This is a genomic window from Haloarcula sp. JP-Z28, assembly GCF_011440255.1.
In the GTDB taxonomy this organism is placed as follows: domain Archaea; phylum Halobacteriota; class Halobacteria; order Halobacteriales; family Haloarculaceae; genus Haloarcula; species Haloarcula marismortui.
The window spans coordinates 1-4105 of record NZ_JAAOHT010000133.1 but is presented as its reverse complement, the minus strand read 5'-3'; the positions used below and the strand labels follow the sequence as shown (position 1 = coordinate 4105).

The 4105-nt window shown below is 62.8% G+C and carries 3 protein-coding genes and 2 tRNA genes; 2 read left to right on the top strand and 3 right to left on the bottom strand.

What is annotated here, in order from left to right; genetic code table 11:
- Positions 1 to 125 precede the first annotated feature (125 nt).
- The 3 genes from G9463_RS23365 to G9463_RS23355 all read right to left on the bottom strand — a co-directional run bounded on the left by G9463_RS23365 (position 126) and on the right by G9463_RS23355 (position 3246).
- Positions 126 to 569, bottom strand: a complete 444-nt coding sequence (locus G9463_RS23365) for a hypothetical protein (RefSeq protein ID WP_007189373.1) — start codon at positions 567 to 569, stop codon at positions 126 to 128.
- Positions 570 to 696: 127 nt separating this feature from the next.
- Complete coding sequence (locus G9463_RS23360) at positions 697 to 2619, bottom strand: ABC transporter ATP-binding protein (RefSeq protein ID WP_004958985.1); 1923 nt, start codon at positions 2617 to 2619, stop codon at positions 697 to 699.
- 39 nt (positions 2620 to 2658) lie between these two features.
- Entirely contained in the window at positions 2659 to 3246 is a 588-nt protein-coding gene (locus G9463_RS23355; RefSeq protein WP_165897964.1) for a DUF192 domain-containing protein, read from the bottom strand.
- A gap of 97 nt (positions 3247 to 3343) precedes the next feature.
- Here G9463_RS23355 and G9463_RS23350 point away from each other — a divergent pair.
- A tRNA-Val gene (locus tag G9463_RS23350) sits at positions 3344 to 3417 on the top strand.
- Between the two features lie 613 nt (positions 3418 to 4030).
- Positions 4031 to 4104: transfer RNA gene (locus G9463_RS23345), tRNA-Phe, on the top strand.
- Position 4105 lies beyond the last annotated feature (1 nt).

Sequence of the window (4105 nt, the reverse complement as noted above, 5' to 3'; positions counted from 1 at the left end):
GGCGTCGCCGCGTACTACCAGCACCTCCGCTGGGAACCACGGGCCGTCACGTACCTCGTGCTAGGCGGGACTGTTGCTGCGCTCGCGCTGACCGGGGCCGCCGCGTACTCGATACTGTGAGGGTCTCAGGCCCCGACAAGCTGGAAACCGACCGCGATGAGAAAGAGAACGCCCGCGACAGTCGCGGACTCGGCGACCGCTAGCGAGCGGGGATGTCCTCGTCGCGTCGCCGAGAGATACACCCCAAACAGCAGGTAGCCACAGAGGCCCGCCCCACCGACCACGGCGACCGCAAGCCCCGCTATCGACTGGGTCTCGACGGGGCCGGAGATAGACGCGACGACGCCGACGAGGAGGCCGACGACCAGCACCGCGAACGCGCCGACCCAGACCATCGGCTGGTCGGCATACGTCTCGAAGCGACTCTCGCGGTCACTCGTTGGAGACCGGCCGCTCGTTGACGACCCCGGGCTGTAGTGATACCACCCTCGCCCGCGGACCATCCATGTGACCACCGCCACCACTAACGCACCCATCAGTGCCATGCTAGCGAGGTACGTGGTTGTCATATGATAGCATTACAATACAAGATGTAATAATCGTTTGTGCTCGGCCAACCAGAAACCGGTGTTTTCGCTGGTTCAGGCATTAGCCAATACCGACCACTGACGGCTCGGACATGCCGTCCTCGCCGCTTCAGTCATCAGCATCCGTCCGCGCCCGTCGCTGAATCGCTCTCTCGACGAACTCTTCCGGAAGCTCGTCGATTTCGCCGGCCTGAACTGCCCAGAGGTTGGCATAGAGGCCGTCAGCGGCGAGCAGCTCGGCGTGACTCCCGCGTTCGACGATACGGCCGTCCTCGACGACGAGAATCGTGTCGGCGTCTTTCACCGTCGAGAGACGGTGCGCGATGGCGAACGTGGTCCGGTCGGCGGTCAGGTCGTCAAGCGAGCGCTGGATGAGCATTTCCGTCTCCGTGTCCACGTCGCTTGTCGCCTCGTCGAGAATGAGGATTTCGGGGTCTTTCAGAATCGCCCGGGCGATGGCGATGCGCTGGCGCTGGCCGCCCGAGAGCTTGACGCCGCGTTCGCCAACCATCGTGTCGTAGCCGTCCGGAAGGTTACGGACGAACTGGTCGGCTTCGGCGGCTTCCGCGGCGGCGACGATTTCCTCATCGGTCGCGTCGAAGGTTCCGTAAGCGATGTTCTCGCGGACGGTGCCGTAGAACAGGAACGTCTCCTGACTGACGTAGCCGATGGCGCGACGGATGCTCTGTATCTGTACGTCCTGCACGTTCTGGCCGTCGATGCGAACCGTGCCGGAGTCAACGTCGTACATCCGGAGCAGGAGCTTCAGCACGGTTGATTTCCCCGCGCCGGTCGGGCCAACGAGGGCGACTGTCTCGCCGCCGTCGGCCTCGAATGAGATGTCCGAAAGCACCGGCTCGTCGTCGCCATCGTAGCTAAAGGCCACGTCCTCGTACGCGACGCGACCGTCGGTCACGGCAAGCGGCGGCGCGTCCTCGGCCTCTTCGAGGCGACCGGGCGTGTCCATCAACCCGAACACGCGCTCAGCGGAGGCGTAGGCCCGCTGGTACATATTGATAATCTGCCCGAACTGCGCCATCGGCCAGACGAACCGCTGGGTGTAGATGATGAAGGCGACAAACTGCCCGCGGGAGAGGCTCGCCGTCAGCGGCCCGGGTGCCTGCCCGGTGACCATCAGTCCGCCGACGATGAACGTGACGACGAAGCCGATGCCCGAGACGAGCCGGAGGCCAGGGAAGAAGGTGATACGCGTCTCGATGGCGTCCCAGTTGGCGTCGAGGTAGTCTTCGGAGGTGTCCTCGACTCGGTCGGCCTCGTACGGCTCGGTGTTGGCGGTCTTGATTATCTGGATGCCGCTGAGGTTGTTTTCCAGTCTGGAGTTGAGCTTGCCGACCGTCGACCGGACCTCGGCGTATTTCGGCTGGATAACGTCGATGAACCGCTTTGTAAACACGGCGATAATCGGGACGGGCAACAGCGCGACCAGCGCCAGCTGCCAGTTCATGTAGAACAGGTACGTGGCGATGCCGACGACCATGATTATCATCCGCGAAGCGGAGTTGAGGCCGTCGTTGAGGAACTTCTCCAGCCGGTTGACGTCGTTCGACAGCACCGACATCATCTCGCCGGTCTGCTTATCGGCGAAGAAGTCCATGTTCAGCCGCTGCATCGTCTCGTAGGTGTCGGTGCGGACGGCGTGTTGAACGTGCTGGGCGAACTTGTTCCAGCCCCAGTTCCGACTCCAGTGGAAGACGGCCCCGAGGCCGAACGAGGCGGCGATGATGCCGGCAGTGAGCCACAGCTGTGGCCCCTGCCCGTTGGGAATCCAGGCGTCGGGTATCAGGAAGAGGCCGTATTCGGCCTCCTGTAGAAAGATAGCGTCGATAGCCAGCGCCAAGAGGATCGGTGGCAGTAGGTCCAGCATCCGAGCGACAATAGAACTGCAGAGGCCGACGACGAACGCTCCCCAGTGGCCCTGTCCGTAACCGGTGAACAGTCGAAGCATCGGCCGGTCGACGCGTTCCCTGGCGTCTTCGAACACGTCGTCGTCCGAACCCGCGTCGAAATCCATTATCGAATTCAGGGGCCGAACCCGCAAAAGGCCGTCGGGCTACGTGGCTTCGGGCGGCAGTTCGACCCGGTCGCCGACCGCAACGCCGGTCCGGTTTGTCCACCCGCGGTTCACTTCGAGGACGTACTTGCCCCGCCCCGCGTAGCCTGTCAGGCCGCTCTCGGAGGTCCCCTCCGGCGGGAGCGGCGCGTGGTGGATGGTCGTGATAGTGCCGTTGGCGTCGATGAAGATGATGTCAAGCGGGAACGACATGTTCCGCATGACGTAGGTGTACTGGCCCGCCTCGTCGTGGACGAACAGCATTCCTTCGTTTGGCCCAAGCGACTCGGTGTTGCTCAGGCCGACGTACCGCTGATCGAACGTCTGTGCGATGCGAACCTCGACCGTCCCCAGCGGTTCCCCAGCATTTTTTTCACGCACCGCGACGGTCGTCCCTGGCGTCGAAGCATCCGTGGAGGGCTGTGTCGCGGCCGGTGTCGCCGCGTCCGACCCCTCCCGAACCGTCACTGTGCCCTCCTCGTACTCGCCGGTGCCAAGCACCTCGACCCAGAGGCCGGTCTGGAGGACCACGGCGGCGGCAACGAGCAGGCCAACCAGTCCGAGGACAACCACGGCAGGGCGCTGCATACTCCGTGTGAGGGGTAGGTCGTGGGTAATACTGTCGGTGCCCACTGTCGACCGAGAGAGAAAGCGTTATTCCTGCCGATGGAAAACGGTGGAGTACGGGTCCGTGGTCTAGTTGGTTATGACGTGGCCTTTACAAGGCCGAGGCCGGTGGTTCGAATCCGCCCGGACCCATCCTGCGACGAACGGACGTGAGGAGCGGATGGTTCCTGTGGATTCGATTCCTGCCAGTCGCGCGCAACGCAGTGAGCACGTCTGGCTTCGGTTCGAATCCGTTCAGACCCACTTCTGACACCGACTGCGACGAGTGTAACGCGGAGCCAGCGGTGTCTGTGTGGGAAATGGTGGTTCGAGCCCCGGAAGACGAACATAGTGGGTCTTCCTTCGGTTCGAATCCGCTCAGACCCAGCCTGTGACGCCCGGACCAACCGGGCTTCTCGGGGCATTCAATTACACCTCGGTCTGTGGGAGAGCCAACTACAGCGGGGCAAACACCCACAGCCAGCAGAAACGGGGCCCTCTATCTCGATTGATAGTCGCCCGTAATCCATATATCCGGAGTGGTGGTAGTGCATGACATGATAGATGGCTCGACGTGTCCGGCCTGCAGCGGGGACGTCTCGACGACTAATGGCACTGAGTACGAATGCGACGACTGTGGCGAGACGTTCGACAGCGCGGACCTATTTCTCCCGTAATCAGCGGTCGACCCTCCCGGCGGATGCCACAAAACCTCCGCCCGCTTTCGAAATGCTTTTTTCTACCCTCGTCATCGATTGGAGTGCGCGCCGCCTTAGCTCAGACTGGGAGAGCACTCGACTGAAGATCGAGCTGTCCCCGGTTCAAATCCGGGAGGCGGCAT